This is a genomic window from Escherichia sp. KCJ4928, assembly GCF_004352695.1.
In the GTDB taxonomy this organism is placed as follows: Bacteria; Pseudomonadota; Gammaproteobacteria; order Enterobacterales; family Enterobacteriaceae; genus ECMA0423.
Genome location: NZ_SJWV01000509.1, coordinates 1 through 719, shown reverse-complemented (window position 1 = coordinate 719; position 719 = coordinate 1). Strand labels below are relative to the sequence as shown.

The window sequence follows — 719 nt, the reverse complement described above, 5'->3', positions numbered from 1 at the left end:
GGATATATTATATCAATGGAGTTTTTATGAAGCGTAATATTATAGGCGGTGCATTCACTCTGGCATCTCTAATGCTGGCCGGGCATGCACTGGCAGAAGATGGTGTTGTTCACTTCGTCGGTGAAATTGTCGACACTACTTGTGAAGTTACCTCCGATACAGCCGATCAAATTGTCCCACTGGGTAAAGTCAGTAAAAATGCATTTTCAGGTGTAGGTAGTCTGGCGTCGCCACAGAAGTTCAGTATTAAACTTGAAAATTGCCCGGCAACGTACACTCAAGCAGCCGTTCGTTTTGATGGTACAGAAGCGCCTGGCGGCGACGGCGACCTGAAAGTGGGTACGCCGCTTACAGCAGGCAACCCTGGTGATTTTACCGGTACAGGACAAGCGATTGCGGCAACCGGCGTTGGTATTCGTATTTTTAACCAGTCCGATAATTCGCAGGTTAAACTTTATAACGACTCTGCTTATACCGCTATCGATGCTGAAGGCAAGGCTGAAATGAAGTTTATTGCACGCTATGTGGCAACCAATGCGACCGTAACGGCTGGTACGGCGAACGCGGATTCACAATTTACTGTCGAATATAAGAAATAATTTATCAAGGGCCTTTTTATTCAGTTGGCTTTGGCCAGGGAGTCGTTATGTCCAGAAAAAGTTGTTTAATCAGGCTCTTTAAAACAACAGTTTCATGTAAGTTATTTACCGCGATTATAC

The 719-nt window shown here is 45.1% G+C and carries 1 protein-coding gene; it reads left to right on the top strand.

What is annotated here, in order from left to right:
• Window positions 1–26: 26 nt before the first annotated feature.
• Window positions 27–599 carry a long polar fimbria major subunit LpfA-O113 gene (gene lpfA-O113 / locus E0D98_RS25195; protein WP_000827806.1) on the top strand — a complete coding sequence of 191 codons (573 nt, stop codon included), beginning with the start codon at window positions 27–29 and terminating at the stop codon, window positions 597–599.
• The last annotated feature ends 120 nt before the right edge of the window (window positions 600–719 follow it).